A 17,708-nucleotide genomic window follows, 5' to 3' on the forward strand; every position below is an offset into this window, starting at 1 on the left:
CTTTGACGGAATAACCGGTGTGATCCCCCGCTCTTCAAGCTTTTCGATGAGGGGATCGGCATCATAAGCCTTGTCGGCGATGAAGACCACGGGATCGACTTCATCGAGCAATGGCTCTGCTTCTGTGATGTCGGCCCTTTGTCCGGGCGTCAGGGAAAGAGCCGCAGCCTTTCCCGCGGCATCGACAATGGCATGGATTTTCGTGGTCAGTCCGCCACGGGACCGCCCGGTGGCCTGATCCATACCCCTTTTTTACGGGCGCCCGCGCTATGCTGGTGAGCACGGACAATGGTGCTGTCGATCATCATGTATTCGTTGTCATGGTCAGCAGCCAGATGCCGGAAAATCCGCTCGATCACGCCGCCTTCGCACCAGCGACGCAGCCGCCGGTGCACGTTCTTCCAGTCCCCGAACCGGGCAGGCAGATCACGCCAGGGAATGCCTGCACGGTAACGATACAGCACGGCTTCGATAAACAGACGGTTATCCGCAGCCGTCCCACCGACATGACCATCGCGACCCGGGAGAAGATCTCTTATCCGCTCCCACTGACCATCGCTCAGACCATACCGTCGCATTCACACTCTCCCCGTTCCAGAAACAGGAAGAAAACATCACAAATCAAACGGGAGTACAAGCTTCATAATCCCCCCGTTTAACTGACGACACGCCCTAGAACTCCGACCAGCCATCCGCCCCGCTGCTTTCCAACTGGCGCACAGGGGCTGGTTTGCCGGGCGCAATGGCCGCAGGACGGCGTGGCGCAGAGGAACCCGGAGCAGAAAGCGCTGCACGCGCCTTGCCACCACCGGGTCCGGCAAGGGCCGGGCCTGCGCCGGGCAGGGTAAAGTGGCCCACCACGTTCACAAGGTTGGCGGCCTCGGTCTTCAGGTTATGGGCCGCAGCGGCCGTCTGCTCCACCATGGCGGCGTTCTGCTGGGTTGTGGCGTCAATATGGGTGGCGGCGGTATTAACCTCACCCAAGCTGCCCACCTGTTCACGCGCAACACTGGCTATGTTGGCCACATGGCCGGTAATGGCCTCCACCTGCCCGGCTACCAGCCTGAGTTCCTTGTCGGTCTGTTCCACAAGGCGCACGCCCTCGGTCACCTGTTTGGTGGAAATTTCGATCAGGCTCCGAATATCGCGCGAAGACGTGGAGGACCGCTGCGCCAGTGCCCGGATTTCGGTCGCAACCACGGCAAAGCCACGCCCGGCATCGCCCGCACGGGCGGCTTCCACACCTGCGTTCAGGGCCAGCAGATTGGTCTGGAAGGCAATGTCGTCAATAATGCCAATAATGGCGGACATTTTGGCCGACGATGTTGCAATTTCCTGAATGGCGGACATGGCGGTCAGCATGACCTTGGTGGAACGCTGCACGGCGGCATGGGCACTCTGGGCTGCATCGCGCGCTTCCTGCGCGGCTTCGGACTGGTCGTCCACGCCGTTTTTAACACTGGTAATAGAGGCGGCCATCTGCCCCATGGCGGCAGCCTGCCGCTCGGTCCGCTGGGCAAAATCCTGCGAGGCCTCGGCAATTTCCATGGACCCACCCTGAATAAGGGCGGATGCGGCGGCCACTTCTTCCATAGCTTCCGCCAAGGAAGACACAGCCTCGTTAAAATCGCGGCGCAGAGCATCGAACTCCGGCGCAAAAGGAGATGTAAACTGGAACGCCAGATTACGATCAGCCAGTGTGCGCAGGCCCTTGCCCAGTTCCACAATCAGGCCATTCTGCTCCACCGCCCGCTCTTGCGTAAGGGTGCTCAGGCGCTGCTGCTCGGCTGCACTGTCCTGTGCGATCTGTTGCAGGTCAAGCTGCTTGACCAGTGCTGTGCGGAACGTGGTCAGCGCTTTGGCAAGGCGGCCCGCGCAGTCGCTCCAATCCACGTAGGGGATTTTTTCATCCAGCTTGCCAGCGGCAATCCGCTCGGTCAGGGCTGTAATGGTCTCAAACGGAACCGCGGCACGGCTGATCAGCACCCAGCGGGCCAAAAACACCATAAGCGAGCTAACCGCAAAGCCACCCAAGCCCAGATAACGCTGCACAGTCAGCGGCAGGTCCAGTTCGGAACTGACCAGTTGCACCAGAATTTGTAAAATCATGTAGGCTTGCAGGCAGGCCATAACGATGGAAATTTTCCGCCTGAGCGGTGCTTTTTCGGTAAACCATACCAACATAATTGTTCCGCCTTACTGCCAGTTATTGGCGTAAGGCATAGCCGGTTTTACCCCCGGTCCGTCAATTTAATGTTAAGACATATGTCAGGTTTATTTCAACCCCGACAAAAAAGGGCCACGAATACATGGCCCACCCCGCCACACAGGGCGCATTCGCCAGAGCATATGGGGGGGCATGGCAGCGCCACACCCCGCCAGAAATTACGACCCGGTCGAGGAGGTCGACTCATCATCATCATCCGACGTTGTAGAGGATGTTGATGACGAGGATGTGGTGGAAGCCTTGGACACATTAACCAGCTTGCTCATGGGTATGGTGGCCGCACCCATCTGCACTTCCATATCGTCCGTACCGGTCTGGATACCGGTAATGGTGCCGGTCACCGTAAAGGACACATCGGACGTGTTGCCCGACGAATCCATGGTCTTGACCGCAACGCTGTAAGCGCCATCGGACAGCTTGTTGCCGCTGTTGTCCGTGCCGTCCCATGTCCAGGTGTTGGTGCCGCTGCTGGCGGTAACCAGATCGTCTTTGACAATGGTGCCAGCCGAGTTGGACACGGCAATGGCCACGGTCTGCCCGGACGTACCCTGATAGTTGAGTGTGGCGGAGCTGTCCTGCAATGGCAGGGTGGTTGTGGTGGCCGTGGCCTTGGACCCCACAAGCGCGCTGTCCGCACTGAGCTGCCCGCTCTCGTTGAGCGAAATAAGCGAGGACAGCTTGGAGTTGGTCTGCACCTGCTGTTCCACCCCGGCAAACTGCACCAGTTCGCTGGTGAACGAGTCACTGCTCATGGGGCTGCTGGGGTCCTGATGCTGGAGCTGCGTGGTCAGCAGGGTCAGGAACGTGGTGTAGTTATTCGCCAAAGAGGACAGCGCAGCCGTGCTCGATGTGGACGATGTGGAAGAAGAGGACGAACCAGACGTAGCCGCAGAGCTTTTGGCCGTCGATTCGGCTGCCGAGAGCAGGGTGTACTCGTTGGTTGTCAGAGATGTCGTGGACATGCGCCCGCTTCCTTCCTGTGTGCCTGTAATACGCCCGGGTCAGGCGGTAATGTTAACCCCACGTCCATCATAAGTGCGCGTAGCAGAGGCGGCTGTACTCCCGTCCTGCGCTGCGGTATCCGCCACATTCTGCCCAGCGGATGCGGCACTGGCGGTCCATGCGTTACCGCCGGTCTGCTGGCCACTATCCTGCCCCGCACTGGTGTTTGCGCCCCCAAAGGCGCTACCGCTGCCGGTCCCCTGCTGGGAGGTGCTGTTGCCCGCATCACTCGGGCTGACAACATCAATCTTGATCTGCCCCACGTTTACACCCGCCGCATCCAATGCTGCAACAAGCTCGTGCCGTGTGTTGGCCAAATGGTGCGCGGTTGCGGCGTCCTCGCTTTGCAGAACAACACCTGTGGTCACGCCATCTGTCCCCTGCACGCGCACATGCACGGGCGTGGAATCGGCGGTCATGACGGTAACGGACACACCCGTATCCGCACTTGTGGCACTCGCGAGGGAGAACAGGCCCGTACTCTCCCCATCTTCCGCCGCAGGGGTTGCCGTAGCCCCGGCCTGCGCGGGGGTTGCAGCCGCCTGAGTGGTGCTACCCCCACCCAGAGCCGATCCCAACGTGGAAGCAAAGGACGATGCGCCCTGTGCCGCATTTTGCGCCAGCGTGCTGGTCTGGGTCGCGCCATCGGCCAGCAGGGCCTGCTCTTCCGCCCCACTCCCCTGACCTGACTGGTCGGACAAACCGGACTGATTCTGGCCCACGGCCTCCTGCACACTGCTCCCCAGCGCTACCATGGCAGTGGTGGCATCGGGTGCGGCGGTGCTCTGCCCGTCCGTGTTCAGGGAAAGTGCGGCAATGCTGTCTGTCGCCTGAGCGCTCTGCTGGCCAGACTGGCTAACACTCACAGTGCTAATGGACGCCGCAACCTGCTGGAGCGTTAACGCGACCTGCTGCGCGGTATCCGCCGCTGTTGTGCCCGATGTTGCCTGCACGGCAGAGGACTGGCTAACCGCGTTACGGGTGGCAAGGCTGGCGGGGCTGGCAACGGCGCTGGCCGCCACAGCAGAACTGCCCCCAGAACCTGCCAGCGTACCCTGCGCCACAGTGCTGGACGGGGTTGTGGCCACACCCGCCTGCGTAACGCTGCCCGTAGCCCCCAGAAGGCTGCTGGCCCAGCCAGCCCCCCCGGTTACAGGCTGGGCTATGGCAGAAGCAAGCCCCGACCCAATGCCGGACAACCCGGCGGTAAGGGAGACCGAAGCCCCCTGCCCCGCCACAGCGCCCAGACCCAGCGATGCAAACAGGTCAGCCGCAGTGCTGGCCGTGTTCTGCAACGCGGCGGTAGCAGGCAGGCCGCCCGCGTTCTGCCCGGTCGAGGCCTGTATGGTGGCGGCCAGCGTGGAGGCCGCCGCCAGTGCGGTATCGTCCTGCGTGGTATTGGCGGCGGCGGCATTGTCCGCGCTGCTCTGGGTGGCATCCCCTGTTGTGCCTGTGGTCTGCCCCGGCACGGTTGCGGCACCCTGCATGGCCATCTGCATAAGGGTTTGCGCCATATCCCACAGTGTTGTGTCCTGCGCGGTCTGGTCCGTGGCGGCTACAGATGTGGTGGCGCTGGTGTCCGCTGCACTGGTGGAGGCGGTTGTATCCGCATCATCACTGCTGTCGGACTGGGTGGTGGACTGGGTGCTTGCGGTGTTCCGGGTCGTATCAGACTGCGCCCTGGCGGACTGATGCGTGGTTGCCGCACCGGTTTTGCTGGAAACCCCATTGCCCGTTTTGCTGGTTTTGGCGTGGTGCGTGGTGGGGTTGGGGGTTGTATCCGTGTCGGGCTGGCTGGCCGTGCTGCTGGCGTTCTGGGTTGTGGCGTCATCATCCGCAGTCGTGGTGGTGGACTGCTGTGTGGTGGCGGCACGGGCCTGCGTGGTGGTGGCAGGGGCGGACATGCTTTTGAGCACGGCGGCAAAGCCACTGTTCTGCGTGGTGGTGGAGGTGGAAACCCCCGTGGTGCTGCGTGACGTAAGGGCGGTCAACAGGGAGGACAGAGGCGTTTCCTGTGCGTTTTCGCTCAGGTTCGAAGCACTTGTAGATTTAATACCCATTACGTCCTCCATCCCGCCAGCGGGGTGACCGCCGACATTATCCTACGCTCAGGCTGCGGCTGCCGCACCCGGATTACTGGCCTCGGACAGGGCAGAATCAAGCTCGGCAAAGGTTGGCATAAACGCATGCGGAATGTCCTTACGCCCGATTTCCGCGCAGATCTGCGGCGGGTTGCCTTGCAGATGCGCCACAAACACCGTGCGGATCAGGTCCTGGTAGCGTGCGTCCTGCATGACCACATCGCGCATCCTAGACGAAAGTGGGGCCACAACGCCATAAGACAAAAGCACACCCAGAAAGGTCCCGACAAGCGCGCCTGCAATCATCTCGCCCAGAATGACCGGCGGCTTGCTAATGGAGGCCATGGTTTTGATAACCCCAAGCACGGCGGCCACAATGCCAAGGGCTGGCAGGGCGTCGGCAATGCTTTGCAGGCTTTCGGAGGTATGCAGCTCCTCGCTCAGGTTCTTTTTAAGCTCGCGGCCCATAACCTCGTCCAGCTGGTAGGCGTCATCCATGTTCAGGCTGACCAGACGCAGGTAATCGCAAATGAGCGCGCGGGTTGGCACATCGTCACGCACATTGGGAGAGAGCGCGAAAATGCTGCTGTCGTTCGGGTTTTCAATGTGCTCTTCAAGCGCCATGTTCCCCTTGGCCTGCGCCAGCCGCATAAAGCGGAACAGCGTGACCAGAAGCTCCGTATAGGCCGCCTTGTTGTAGCGCGGGCCTTTGATGGTGCGACGCAGATAGTGCGGGAACTCCTTGAGCACGTCCTTGGAATTGGACATGACAAAAATACCCACCGCAGCCCCAAGAATGGTCAGCAGCTCGAACGGCATGGACATGATGAGCGGGGCCAAAGCCCCCCCCGATGCCACGAACGAACCAAATACGCAGAGCAGCGCAAAAATGAGCCCCCCGATGAACAGCATTTAACGGTCTCCACTTCCATCTACTTGCACTACGCGGGCAGCACCTGCGTGGCGTACAATCATCATCGTATTACGGGCGGGCTACTGCGGCGCGGGTGTCCACGTATCCTGCGAGGGTTGAAAAGGCTGGTCCACCGGGGCGGCGGGGGCCACGGTCTGGGGTGTTCTGGGCCGTGTAACCGTGCGCACGCGCACACCCCGTGTCCGCCGCGCGGCAGGGGCTGGCGCTTCAGCCGCAGGCTGGGCTGCGGGGGCGGGGGCCGGGGTAGCAGCCGGGGTGGCGGCGCCACTGGCCGCAGGCTGGGCAGGGCCTGCTGCGGGCGGGGTTGATGGAGCCGCAGGAGCCGCCGCCTGCCCCGCAGGGGCCGTAGCCGCAGGCGCACCAGCAGGCAGCGGCACAATGGCCCCACCACCGGCCTGATCGGGGTTTACAAAGCGGCGGTGCAGAATAAGCACCACGCGCCGGTTGGCCGCCGAATCCGGCTCTGCCGGCACCGCCAGATCCCGGTCCGCACGACCCGAAACGCTCAGAATATTACGATCAGGGTAACCCGCCCTGACCAGCACCTCACGCGCGCCATCGGCCCGCTGGGCGGACAGGGTCCAGTTGGACATGCCAACGCCGCGCTTGGTGGTGCGGTACTGGTCGGCATCGGTATACCCCACAATGGAGAGCTGCTCGGGCATGGGGGCCAGCCACGCGCCAATCTGCTCCAGCATTTTGCGCCCTGCGGCATTGGGGGTGGCGGAGGCCGTGTCGAACATGGGGGTGTTGTTGGCGTCACGCAGTTCAATACGGATATCATCACGCCCGAAGGAGACGGTCATGTTCTTGGCCGCGTCCTGCGTATCGGGGTTCTGCGCCACGGACTGTTCCAGCCCCTGCACCATATTGTCTATTTTGGTCTGTTCGGCGGCAGCGGCCACGGGGTTGTCCACACCAATGGTGCCAATACTTTTGCCCCCCCCACTCTCCGGTCCGCCAACGGGAATAATAGCGGGGGATGCAGGGGTCAGGTGCGCCTTAAGCCCACGGGTAATGTTGTCGGGTGACCCACCCTCTTCCGAGCGCCGGGCCGCATCCTTGGCGCCGGGCTGTTCGCCGCCGTCATCATCGGGGGCGTCTCCATCCTTGACCTTGCGCAAGGTGGTCCCTGCCGTAAGGGGGGAGGGAGATGTTTCGAGCATACCGTTGGAGGAGCCAAGGCGGGTGTCTTTTTCCGCCATGGGGTTAAAGAACTGCGCAATCCCTTTGCGCTGCTCCTCCGTTGTTGCGTTGAGCAGCCACATGACCAGAAAGAAGGCCATCATGGCCGTCATGAAGTCGGCGTACGCAATTTTCCATGCGCCACCGTGATGACCATGCTCGCCGGAATCCCCACCACGTTTGATAATGATGGGGCGTTTTTTGTTATCTGGCATGTGGTGCTACTGCGACCTTAGGCGCCCTTGTGGTGAACCATGCCAACACGGCAGCCCGGCTTGCCATGGAACGCGGCGCGGCCTGCATGTGTCAGATTGATGGAGGTATCCAGCCAGACTTCGCCCCCAATTTCGCGCCAGCGGCGGCAGAAGGTAAAGTCTTCGCTCTGGTAGGTTCCGGTTTCGGGGTCAATGCTACCATCAAACAGAGCGTGGGCGGTGCTGCCCGTCTCCCCGTTGGCGGCGTCTATGCGGGTATAGGCGGTTTCGGGGTAGGCTTTGACCATACGCTCCAGTGCGGTGCGGCTGATGAGCATGAACCCCGTACCCGCGTAATGCGTTTGCACCATGGGTCCTTTTTCAATCTGGTGGTGCATGGCCTCGGTTTCGCCCACATAGCGCAGGGAGGCGGTGTCCTGCGGTTCACCACGCAGCATGTTTTCCTGCGTGGTTTTGTCCCAGAAGTACTCGCGGATCGGGTAGGCCCCGGCCACCACGTCCTTGCCTGCGGCCAGCAGGCGGGCGGGGGCTTCGGCCGGAAAGCCAATATCGGCATCAATGAACAGCAGATGCGTTGCATCAGACAGCGTGAGGAATTTATGTGTCAGGGTATTGCGCGCGCGGCTGATCATGGCGTCGTCCCCCAACAGGGAGAGGGTCATGGGGACCTGAAGCACTCCGGCGCATGCAATAATGGATTCCATATACTCCTGCGTAACCATCCCACCAAAACAGGGGGTCGCAATAAAAATTTTTGCGGGTTGCTGCGCTGTCTGTTGCATACGTTTTCCTAATCACTCACGAGTGTGGGGAGAAACGGGTCGCATCTCACGATCACTGTCAGCCCCTTATGATCTGTAAGCGATAGCGGGCGCACTCTGCTTTCTCAAGGATCAAACATAAGAAAAGAGCCATTTGCCATCGTTTTTTCATGGCTTTGCCGTTTATTCCGACCAAACGGTGGAACTTGCCCGAACTTACAAAAAAAACGGGCGCGCACGCCGGGCCAGATCGTCCAGTTCGGCCTGTTCGCGCCGGAGCTGTAGAACACGCTCCTCCTCCTCGCGCTTATCAAGCAGGGTCTGCGCGGCCTTGAAGGCGGCGTTGGCCTGTATCAGCTCCTCCCGCACACGTATGGAATCGTTGCGGGTCTTGCGTACCATATCCTCCGCCCGCGCCACGTTTTCCTGCGCAACCGGCAGCCACAGGCGAAAGGTCTCGCGCCCGGCATCGCCCTCGGCCTCGTCACGTTCGACTTCAATCTGGGTCAACTGCCGCTCAAGCTCGGTCAGGGCCGCGTTTTCGGCCGCCAGCGCGCGGGACATGCCTGCGCGGGCCTCGTCCACCTCTTTTTTGCGCACACGGATAAGCGCCTTAAGGGAGCGGATTCGCGCGCTGCTCATGGGTCTTCAGTTACGATAGCGCGCCGCGCAGGGCATCAAAACTTTCGGGCAGGGTTGCGCGTTCCCCCTTGCGCTGTTTGAGCATGTCCTCCACCGCTGGCGCCACACGAATGGCCTCGTCCACGCGCTGGTCGTTGCCGGGGCGGTACGCGCCAAGGCGCACCATGTCCTGCATCTCGTCCCATGTGGACAGGCAGGAGCGCGCCTGCAGCACAAGCTGGTTCTCCTCCTCCGTCAGGCATCCCGGCACTGTGCGCGAGAGGGAGCGCAGCACATTGACCGCAGGGTAACGCCCCGATTCCGCAATGCGCCGTTCCAGCACCACATGCCCGTCCAGAATACCGCGCACGGCATCGGCCACGGGTTCGTTCTGGTCGTCCCCTTCCACCAGCACGGAGAACATGGCCGTCATCTGCCCTGCATGGCCGTTCTGGTCCATCAGCCCCGGACCTGCGCGTTCGAGCAGGCGGGGCAGTTCGGCAAACACACTGGGCGGGTAGCCGCGCGTGGCCGGTGGCTCGCCCGAGGACAGGCCAATCTCACGCAATGCCTGACAAAAGCGGGTTACGCTGTCCATCAGCATCAGCACCGATTTGCCCTGATCGCGGAAGTGCTCGGCCACGGCCATGGCGGCATAGGCGGCCTCGCGCCGCATAAGGGGGGATGTGTCGGACGTGGCGACCACCACAACGGACTTGGCCAGCCCCTCCGGCCCCAGATCATCCTCCACAAACTCGCGCACTTCGCGCCCACGTTCGCCCACCAGCGCAATAACCGCCACATCGCAGGCCGTATCGCGCGCCAGCATGCCCATAAGGGTGGATTTACCCACGCCCGAGCCTGCAAACAGGCCAAGGCGCTGGCCCTCGCGGCAGGTGGTAAACAGGTTGAGTGCGCGCACCCCAAGGTCTATGCGCGGGCCAAGGCGGCCACGCATGGCGGCCTCGGGCGGGGAGGCATGGAGCCGCTGGGCCGTACCTTCGGACGGAAGCGGGCCTTTGCCATCCATCGGGCGGCCCATGGGGTCCACAACCCGGCCCTGCCACCCGGCATTGACAATAAGCGTACCCCCCGCCCGGCGGCGGCGCTGTTCCTGATCATACAGCCGGAAGGTGGCGCGGCAGCCCGACCCAATACCCTCCAGCGAGCCAAAGGGCATGGCAATGGCAATATCCTGCGCAAAGGCCACAATTTCGGCCTGCGTCTGCCGCCCATCCAGCCCGTAAATGGTCACGCGGTCGCCAACACCCGTAAAGTCACGCAGCCCGCTGAGCGAGACTGACAGGCCCGAAAGCCCGGTAACCCGCCCCTCCAGCACACCCACCGGTACATCATGCCGGGGGCCAGCAATGGCGCCACGCACCGCGTCCAGCACACCGGAAAGGGCGGATACGGATACCTCGACAGGCGAAGGGGAATGCGGGTCCGAACTCACGTCAACAACAAACCTGATGCGGGGTTATGCTGCCCCACCCCCGTCATGCGGGTGGGGCCACCTTGCCTAGAACAGGCCGGAATAAAGATCGCCCGAGGAATCGCTACTGCTCCCGAACAGGGCCAGAATCCCATCGTCGCTGTCATCCCCACCAAACAGGTCAAGCAGGCTTGCGGGGGTATCGGGCGTTTGCGGGTTGATCTGCAACATGGCCAGATACTGCTCCGCGTACTGCTGGATCTGCTTGGGCGTGGACAGCTTGGTCAGGTCCACTTTTTTGGACAGCAGGCGCACCTGCTGGTCGTAGTCCAGCGCGCCAAACTGGTCCGGGTCATAGCCCGAGACGGTCTCCACCACCTTGAGCAGGGTCGTATCCGACATAAGCTGAGACAGGGAGGTAATGCTGCTCATGGTGCGGGTAAAATACAGGGCGTTGCCCACACCGTTATCGCTCAGGCTCTTGCTGCTTTCGTACTGCCGCAGCTGGTAATCATCCACAATGCTCTTGATCTTGTCCGACGTGAACGGTGTTGCACTCACGCTGCCGCCGCTTTTGCCCCAGACCTCAAAGGCTGTAGCAAAAGTCTGCCACGTTGAATTGCCCGATGCCTTGGCCACCGATGTGGTGGATGTGGGGTCCTGCGTGAGCAGGCTGTTGATCAGCGTCTGTTCATTACTGGCCGCATCGACCCCATAGGCTCCAGTAACAACCTGAAGGACAGCACTATTGGACAGCAGCCCACTGGCCGTTGTGATGGACGAGGCCTGAGCCGCAAAAGTACTCAGCCCGGACTGCACCAGCGACCCCATGCTGGACTGGAAGGCCGTAGAGATGGACGTAATAAGGGTGGAGGACATGATGCTGCCCTGACCACCATTCTGCCCCCATGCCTTAAAGGCTTCCGCAAAAGCCAGCCACGACGAATTGCCCGATGTCTGCGCCAGCGATGTGGAGGATGTGGGGTCCTGTGTGAGCAGGGTTTTCACCACCTCGGTATCACTCGCCAGCCCGCCAAGGCCATAGGCCCCCAGCACAACCTGCAGGGCCGTACCGTCATTGAGCAGATCATCCACCGAATCCATACCCACCGCGTCGCTTTTGAACGTGGTGATGGCGGCGGCTGTTTCGCTCCCGATTTCGGCGGAATATTTGCTGGAAATGGTGCTGATGAGAGAGGACGTGAACGGCGTGGACGTGGCCGTACCATTCCCCTGCCCCAGCGCCTTGAGCGCGGTTGCAAAGTCCTTCCATGCCGTGCTGCCCGAAGCCTGCGCCAGCGATGTGGAGGATGTGGGGTCCTGCGACAGCAGGGTCTGGAGAATGGAGGCGTTATCCGTGCTGGAATCCAGGCCGTAATTGCTCATGACCATGGACAGGACGGTCGCGTTGTTCATCAGCCCGGACGCGGTGGAAATCTGCGCCGCTTCACTTTTGAACGTGTTGACATTGCTATCAATCGCAACGTTGACCGCAATCTGGTAGCGCGAGGCAATGGTGCTGATTGTGGAGGATGTGAACGGCGTGGATGTGGCCGTACCACCCCCCTGCCCCATGGCCTGAAACGTATAGGCAAAGGCCTGCCACGACGCATTGCCCGATGTCTGCGCCAACGACGTGGAAGACGAGGGGTCCTGTGTCAGCAGGGAGGTCAGGATTGTTGTGTCTCCCTCAAGGGAGTCCATACCAAAAGCGCTCAGAACCACATCCAGCACACTGGAGTTATTCAGCAACTGGCTGGCCGTGGTAATGGAGGTTGCAGCACTTTTGAAGCTCGAAATATCGCTCGTGACCGAGTCCTGCGTATCCGTCTTGTACTCGTTAACAATGGAGGTAATGGTGGAGTTTGTCAGCGGCGTGGTCTGCACGCTGCCGCCCCCTTCCCCCCAGGATTTGAAGGCGTCCGCAAAGGCCAGCCACGTTGCGTTGCTGGAGCTTTTGGCCAGCGAGGTGGACGAATCAGGGTCTTGCGTCAGCAGTTTTTTCACAAGGGCTGTGGCGGAGGAATAGGAATCCATTCCGTAAGCCCCCAGCACAACCTGAAGGGTGGAATAGTTCTTTAGCAACTGGCTGGCCGTGGTAATGGTCGAAGCGCTTTTTTCAAACGCGGCCACGGTCTGCTTGGTGGTCACATCCGTTTTGGCATAGGTGGAGGCTGCGGTATCTTCATTCTTCAGGGCCGTCAGATACTGGCTTACCGGCGAGATACCGCTAATGCTCATCAATCCAATCCTTTACGTGCGTTCGCCAACGGAGCGGTTACTGCCTGCTGGCCCAAAACAGATGTGCGTTTCATACCATTATACGGTTTTGCCCCCAACAAAGCCACAGGAATATACCCGCAGGGAGATGGCGGCAGAGTAAGGCTTTCCATGCGCCTGACTCTGCCGTATTCTTGACCCCAATTACGGTTCCGTCATGGCAGGTACATTTGCCCATGACCGCACCTGTTCCTCAACGCGCCCCATTTGTGAGCGTATTTTTTGCACTTGCCACCCGACAGGAACCACCAATGTTCAAGTTTTTCATCAGCTCCGATGCAGCAACCAGCCAGACAGAGCGGTTTTTGCAACTGAATGCCCATGTGCCAGACCTTGTGCGTTCCACCGGCATGAGCGAACAGGCGCTGGACATACAGGCCATGCAGCAGATGAACCTGATCTCCGCCGAGTGTCTGTTCTCGCGTGCAGCCTTTGCGCAGGCCCTGTCGCATGTTTCCCTGTGGGGCAATGTGGCCCAGCACCAGACCCCAGCGCATGTGTTTGAAAGCAACGCCGTGCTGTGCGCAAACTTTGAGGCCGAAAGCACGCGCATTCTGGCCAGCCTGCCGCAGGACTGGGACTTTGTGCTCTGGGGCAACACCCCCGGCTCCACGGTGCAGTTTGATGTTCTGCCCGAACTGGCCCTGTTCACCGGCGCGGTGCAGCCCCCCTATTCCGCCCGTGGCGCAGGCGCGCTGAGCGAGATGGAGGTCTCCTCCCTTGCCTTCCCGCTGCTGGCCACGCAGAGCGTGAGCGGCTACGCCATCTCCCCCACAGGGGCCGACAAACTGATCAAGGCCTGCCTGCCGCTGACCAGCACCACTGTGCCTGCCGCCAACCCGCAGGATGGCGGCACTCCGGCCCAGACGCTCGCGCAGTTGATGAGCCTGCAGTATTCGACCATGAAGGCGTTTGTCTGCGTGCCGCCACTGTGCATGACAGACGCGGCCTGACCCACCCTTAAAAAAAAACCACAGCACGGAACCCGCAGATGCACACAGGCAGCCCCTTACAGGCCAAGGCCACACCCCGCCCCGCAAAACGGCTGGCGCAGGCTGCGACCGGGCTGCTGTGCGTTGCACTTGCGGGGTGCATGTCCCCCGCGGCCCCGTATCTGGCAAAAGGGAAAACCCTGTCCGAAGCCGGGTTTATTGCCCATCAGGCGGACACAACCGCGCGCTACGCCATGATGAACCTTCTGCCCCCCGGGCAGTTGACCTACCGCCCCTCCCCCGATGGCCCGATCTACCTGTACGCAGACCCGATCGGGTGTGGATGTGTGTATATGGGGTCTGAAAACGCCTTTCGTACACTGCACAACATGACCGCGACAGAAATGCGGAACAAAAAGCAGCAGCAGACATCCGTTGTGGATGAACTGGCAGCCATGACGGCGGAAAACCGGCGAGACACCTTTTTGTGGGACTGGAGCGCGTGGTACGCCGGGGCCGACCCCGCAGGGGACCAGCCACGCAAGGTTATTGGCGGCTACTGGTAAAAAACACCCACCCCCACAGTGGGGTTCAGGCGGGTGGGGCTATACGTCGCTCCGCAACGCCAGTGCTCCGGCATGGGGGTCCAGCGTATAGCCGCCAGATGCGCCATAGCCTGTGCGCTGCTCCTGTGCGGCATCATCCAGCACAAGTTTGATCAGTGTGCTCTGCGCGGCAATGGCGCTTTGCAGCAGTTCCTCATTGACGCGCACCAGAGCATTAAACTGCCTGGCGGCTTTTTCCATTTCCGAATGCACCGTAGCACTCCGCTGCTCGGCGGTCAGCGGTTTGGTCTGCCCCGGTGGCAGCAGCTTGCGCAACACATCCATCAGGTCACGCTTGCGCGGCAGCAGGGTTTCCACCTCCTGCCACTGGCCTGCTTTGAGCAGGGCGTTTTCGTGCTCCAGCAGAGCACTGACAGCCCCAAACGCCTGCAACAGGCGGTTTTGCAGGTCTTCAGGTTTACTGGTCATGCCTGACCTTTTTCCTGCATGGCCAGCATCTGGCGGTACACGCTGTCCGCCAGACCAATGCCGCCATTATTGGCAATCTGCTTGCCCATTTCCAATATCTGCAACGAACGGAACTGGGACTCGGCCGCACCGCCGCCAAACAGGCCGTTGGCGGTATCCACCGTATCAAACATAGGCTGGAGCATTTCGCCAATGGTCATGCCTTCGAACTCGATGGCAGCCTTGCGGGTTTTTTCCAGCACTTCCTCCTTCAACCCGGACTGGGTGGAGGCGGTGGTCTGTGCGCTGGCAATCTGGGCCGCGCTTACGTTGGCTACCGTGCTCATGCTGTGCCTACCTTACTTCCAGATCGGCCTGAAGGGCGCCATCGGCCTTGATGGCCTGCAAAATACCAATCATGTCACGCGGACCCATGCCGAGCGCGTTCATTCCCGCCACCAGACTGGCCAGTGTTGGCCCTTCGCGCAAAATACCAAGCCTGTGCGAGCTGTCCGTGCTCACATTGGCTTCTGTACGGGGCACAACGGCGGTTACACCATTGGAGAAGGGGGCTGGCTGCACCACCTGCGGGGTTTCCGTGACCTGAATGGTCAGGTTGCCCTGTGCAATGGCCACGGTGCTAATACGCACACTATCGCCCATAACAATGGTGCCGCTGGCCTCGTCCACCACAACCTTGGCCATGGTATCCGGCTCGATCTGGAGGTCGCCAATACGGTACAGGGTAAGGGCTGCGTTGCGTCCGCTCAGGTCCACGGCAATGGTGCGCGGGTCATCCACCTGCGCCATGCGCGCGCCAATGCTGCGGTTGATCACCTCGGCCACACGGGTTGCGGTGGTAAAATTGGGGTTGTGGAGCGAGAGGTGGATAATCCCCGTCTCGCCCAGTTTGACCGGCACCTCACGCTCGACCACCCCGCCATTGGCAATATGCCCGCTGGTGGGAATGTTACGCGTGACCGTGGCCGCCTGCCCGCCCGCGGTAAAGGCGTTGGTCACAAGCGACCCCTGCGCCACGGCGTACACCTCGCCATCGGCAGCCTGAAGGGGGGTGACCAGCAGGGTGCCCCCGGTCAGGTCCTGCGCGTCACCCACAGCGGAAACGGTTACGTCAATCCGCCCGCCCCCGTGGGAGAAGGGCGGCAGGGTGGCGGTGACCATAACGGCGGCCACGTCATGCGTCTGCAACTGAATTTCGCGGTCACGAATGTTCACGCCCAAGCGGTTGAGCATGCTGATCAGTGTTTCACGCGTGAAGATAATGTTGGTCAGACGGTCGCCCGTGCCATGCAGGCCCACAACAAGCCCGTAACCAACCAGTTGGTTGTCGCGCACGCCTTCGTAATCAACAATATCCTTTACCCGCACCGTAATGGCGTGGGCGGGGGATACTGGCACAAACAGGGAGAGCATGAAAAAGGCGGCCATAACAGCCTGCGCCCACCGTGGCGCACCAAAGGCGCGGCCCATACGGCTGAACAAAGGGACCGCCCTGCCACCATGCTGGCGGGCCTTGCCGGCCTGCCCGTTGCTCGCCTTGAGGCGGTTCCTCATATACCTGTTTACCCCTGATTGATCAGCCCGGCATGCAGTGCCGGGTTATCACGTAGCCTTGTGCCATAAGAATAGGCGCGCTGGCCATCACATTCAATGCCCATGTAACCTGCCACGGCCCATGCCCAAAAGCCTTTTTTTGCCCGACCACCCGCCCCGTAGCGCGCATGCTCGCGCACCGGTTGTGGTAGAACCTGCCAAAGATCATGCAAAATCATGACATTAATCAGGCAGCCAAGCCGAGCGCGCAAAAAAACCATTCCCCCCACGCCCCATGCCATACTTTGGCCAGACCAGACATGGCATGATGTTAAGGACATGAATCCTTGCACGATCGGTGCGGCAGGCATACAGCCTTGGAGAGAACCGACCGGGCAGGCCCGCCATATCCGTGCGTGCAGCCCCCGAATAACAGTCGCACCAGAACTGCCAGAGAGCCACACCAGCCAAGGAGGTAAGGGACCGCCGCCCGGAGCACGCTCCGCCCCGGCCCCCGCCACACCGCGCATGACGCCACCCAACCCCCGCACCCTGCCCGCACGCTGGCTCCTTGGCGTTGCAGCCCTTGCAGGCGTGGCCCATGCGGCCACCAGCGCCACACAGGCCCATGCCCGCTCGGCCGAGGCCGGGCTGTGCACGGAGGCCACGGCACAGGCCGAACGCAACCTGCATATTCCCGACGGATTTCTGTCCGCCATGGGGCGGGTGGAAAGCGGGAAGGTCGAATCCGATGGCACGGTTTCCGCTTGGCCATGGACCATTAACGCAGCAGGCATTGGCTACCATTACAACAGCCGGGCCGAGGCTGTGGCCGCGGTAGAGAACTTCCGCCACCAAGGCATTATGTCCATTGACGTGGGGTGCATGCAGGTCAACCTACAACAACACCCCGATGCGTTCCCCTCGCTCGATCAGGCGTTCGACCCGCTGCGCAACGCCATGTATGCGGGCAGCTTTTTGCTCCAGATGTTTGAAAAAATGGGAAGCTGGCCACGCGCGGCAGCCGCCTACCACTCGCAAACACCGGGCATAGGCACGCCCTACCAGTGGAAGGTGCTGGAAGCATGGGCCATGCCCCAGGATGGGCGTGAAGGCCCGCAAACCGCGCAAAAATCGCCGTTAATGCCGCAGGTCTTCCCGCACCCTGTGACCCCGTCCATCCACCATGCCCCCATGATGGTGGCCGAGGCCAGCACGGGCATGGGGCCAGACGGCACACCCCAGATCTCGCACCCCAAGGTGTTCCACCCTTTTCAGGGCATGCGGAATTTTGTGGAACCCGGCCCTGTGGGCAACAGCCGGGGCAGCGGCATGCGCGGGCGCTCCCTTGCCTCCTACCGCTCGGCCCCCGTAGCGCGGGCCAGCACCCAGCGCATGGCCTCTCAGGGAAGCGAGTAAGCAGGCGGGCGCTGGCCCACGGGCCAGCGGCCTTAACCCGCGGCCCTCA

The 17,708-nt window shown here is 61.5% G+C and carries 16 protein-coding genes and 1 pseudogene; 3 read left to right on the forward strand and 14 right to left on the reverse strand.

Annotated features, from left to right (window positions below; genetic code table 11):
* The 10 genes and pseudogenes from AABE20_RS12055 to AABE20_RS12100 form a co-directional block, all read right to left on the reverse strand.
* A pseudogene (locus tag AABE20_RS12055) lies at positions 1 to 578 on the reverse strand (IS5 family transposase); the annotation flags it as partial.
* A gap of 94 nt (positions 579 to 672) precedes the next feature.
* On the reverse strand, positions 673 to 2,184 hold the full coding sequence (locus tag AABE20_RS12060; RefSeq protein ID WP_338333293.1) for a methyl-accepting chemotaxis protein: 1,512 nt from the start codon (positions 2,182 to 2,184) through the stop codon (positions 673 to 675).
* A gap of 201 nt (positions 2,185 to 2,385) precedes the next feature.
* Positions 2,386 to 3,189 (reverse strand): flagellar hook assembly protein FlgD, encoded by an 804-nt coding sequence (locus tag AABE20_RS12065; protein WP_338333294.1) that lies wholly within the window; start codon positions 3,187 to 3,189, stop codon positions 2,386 to 2,388.
* 39 nt (positions 3,190 to 3,228) lie between these two features.
* Positions 3,229 to 5,289 carry a beta strand repeat-containing protein gene (locus AABE20_RS12070; protein ID WP_338333295.1) on the reverse strand — a complete coding sequence of 687 codons (2,061 nt, stop codon included), beginning with the start codon at positions 5,287 to 5,289 and terminating at the stop codon, positions 3,229 to 3,231.
* Positions 5,290 to 5,337: 48 nt separating this feature from the next.
* The gene (gene motA / locus AABE20_RS12075; RefSeq protein WP_338333296.1) at positions 5,338 to 6,222 is read right to left on the reverse strand and encodes a flagellar motor stator protein MotA; all 885 of its coding nucleotides are present in this window, start codon (positions 6,220 to 6,222) and stop codon (positions 5,338 to 5,340) included.
* Positions 6,223 to 6,303: 81 nt separating this feature from the next.
* Positions 6,304 to 7,644: a flagellar motor protein MotB gene (locus AABE20_RS12080; RefSeq protein WP_338333297.1), complete on the reverse strand. Its 1,341-nt coding sequence runs from the start codon at positions 7,642 to 7,644 to the stop codon at positions 6,304 to 6,306.
* A gap of 17 nt (positions 7,645 to 7,661) precedes the next feature.
* On the reverse strand, positions 7,662 to 8,426 hold the full coding sequence (locus AABE20_RS12085) for a hypothetical protein (RefSeq protein WP_338333298.1): 765 nt from the start codon (positions 8,424 to 8,426) through the stop codon (positions 7,662 to 7,664).
* 195 nt (positions 8,427 to 8,621) lie between these two features.
* Entirely contained in the window at positions 8,622 to 9,047 is a 426-nt protein-coding gene (locus tag AABE20_RS12090; protein ID WP_338333299.1) for a flagellar export protein FliJ, read from the reverse strand.
* A gap of 10 nt (positions 9,048 to 9,057) precedes the next feature.
* The gene (fliI, locus tag AABE20_RS12095) at positions 9,058 to 10,410 is read right to left on the reverse strand and encodes a flagellar protein export ATPase FliI (RefSeq protein WP_338333410.1); all 1,353 of its coding nucleotides are present in this window, start codon (positions 10,408 to 10,410) and stop codon (positions 9,058 to 9,060) included.
* Positions 10,411 to 10,548: 138 nt separating this feature from the next.
* Positions 10,549 to 12,702, reverse strand: a complete 2,154-nt coding sequence (locus tag AABE20_RS12100) for a DUF1217 domain-containing protein (protein ID WP_338333300.1) — start codon at positions 12,700 to 12,702, stop codon at positions 10,549 to 10,551.
* A 290-nt stretch (positions 12,703 to 12,992) separates the two neighbouring features.
* Between AABE20_RS12100 and AABE20_RS12105 the strand changes: the two genes are divergently transcribed.
* Together AABE20_RS12105 and AABE20_RS12110 are read left to right on the forward strand one after the other, a co-directional pair.
* Positions 12,993 to 13,694: a glycosyl transferase gene (locus tag AABE20_RS12105; protein ID WP_338333301.1), complete on the forward strand. Its 702-nt coding sequence runs from the start codon at positions 12,993 to 12,995 to the stop codon at positions 13,692 to 13,694.
* A 38-nt stretch (positions 13,695 to 13,732) separates the two neighbouring features.
* Positions 13,733 to 14,239 carry a hypothetical protein gene (locus AABE20_RS12110; RefSeq protein WP_338333302.1) on the forward strand — a complete coding sequence of 169 codons (507 nt, stop codon included), beginning with the start codon at positions 13,733 to 13,735 and terminating at the stop codon, positions 14,237 to 14,239.
* A 39-nt stretch (positions 14,240 to 14,278) separates the two neighbouring features.
* Here AABE20_RS12110 and AABE20_RS12115 read toward each other — a convergent pair whose 3' ends face one another.
* The 4 genes from AABE20_RS12115 to AABE20_RS12130 form a co-directional block, all read right to left on the reverse strand.
* The gene (locus AABE20_RS12115) at positions 14,279 to 14,707 is read right to left on the reverse strand and encodes a hypothetical protein (RefSeq protein WP_338333303.1); all 429 of its coding nucleotides are present in this window, start codon (positions 14,705 to 14,707) and stop codon (positions 14,279 to 14,281) included.
* Positions 14,704 to 15,033 (reverse strand): rod-binding protein, encoded by a 330-nt coding sequence (locus AABE20_RS12120; RefSeq protein ID WP_338333304.1) that lies wholly within the window; start codon positions 15,031 to 15,033, stop codon positions 14,704 to 14,706. Before AABE20_RS12120 ends, AABE20_RS12115 begins: the two co-directional genes overlap by 4 nt.
* A gap of 7 nt (positions 15,034 to 15,040) precedes the next feature.
* Positions 15,041 to 16,135 (reverse strand): flagellar basal body P-ring protein FlgI, encoded by a 1,095-nt coding sequence (locus AABE20_RS12125; protein ID WP_338333411.1) that lies wholly within the window; start codon positions 16,133 to 16,135, stop codon positions 15,041 to 15,043.
* Between the two features lie 134 nt (positions 16,136 to 16,269).
* Positions 16,270 to 16,479 carry a hypothetical protein gene (locus AABE20_RS12130; protein ID WP_338333305.1) on the reverse strand — a complete coding sequence of 70 codons (210 nt, stop codon included), beginning with the start codon at positions 16,477 to 16,479 and terminating at the stop codon, positions 16,270 to 16,272.
* Here AABE20_RS12130 and AABE20_RS12135 point away from each other — a divergent pair.
* Positions 16,478 to 17,659 carry a lysozyme family protein gene (locus tag AABE20_RS12135; RefSeq protein ID WP_338333306.1) on the forward strand — a complete coding sequence of 394 codons (1,182 nt, stop codon included), beginning with the start codon at positions 16,478 to 16,480 and terminating at the stop codon, positions 17,657 to 17,659. The two genes, AABE20_RS12130 and AABE20_RS12135, sit on opposite strands and share 2 nt — an antisense overlap.
* Positions 17,660 to 17,708: the final 49 nt, after the last annotated feature.

It is taken from the genome of Acetobacter zythi, from assembly GCF_963921165.1.
GTDB lineage: Bacteria > Pseudomonadota > Alphaproteobacteria > Acetobacterales > Acetobacteraceae > Acetobacter.